Origin of the sequence: Mesorhizobium sp. M2E.F.Ca.ET.219.01.1.1 (genome assembly GCF_004016445.2) — a bacterium.
In the GTDB taxonomy this organism is placed as follows: Bacteria; Pseudomonadota; Alphaproteobacteria; order Rhizobiales; family Rhizobiaceae; genus Mesorhizobium.
The window spans coordinates 1-269 of record NZ_SADT02000313.1 but is presented as its reverse complement, the minus strand read 5'-3'; the positions used below and the strand labels follow the sequence as shown (position 1 = coordinate 269).

Here is a 269-nt window from a genome sequence, read left to right as displayed (position 1 = left end):
CGCTCGACACTTCCGACAAGGCGACGGTGACGGTGCACGACACCATCGACACGACCGCCATCACGCTGGACGACGTCAGCGTCAACGAGGGCGCCGGCACGGCGACGATCACCGCCCATGTCGCCAATGCCGTCACCGGCTCGGACCTGGTGATCAGCCTCGACAACGGCGCCAGCGTCACCATCGCGGTCGGCGCCACCAGCGGCGTCTCGACCGCCTTCGCGGTGCAGGGCGACGATCCCTATGTCGATGGCGAGAGCTACCAGGTC

Annotated in this window: 1 protein-coding gene; it reads left to right on the top strand. The window is 68.0% G+C overall.

Annotation, left to right across the window (positions count from 1 at the left end):
* Window positions 1-269, top strand: a 269-nt coding sequence (locus tag EN862_RS36530) for an immunoglobulin-like domain-containing protein (protein WP_193771659.1), incomplete at both ends; no start/stop codon positions are given.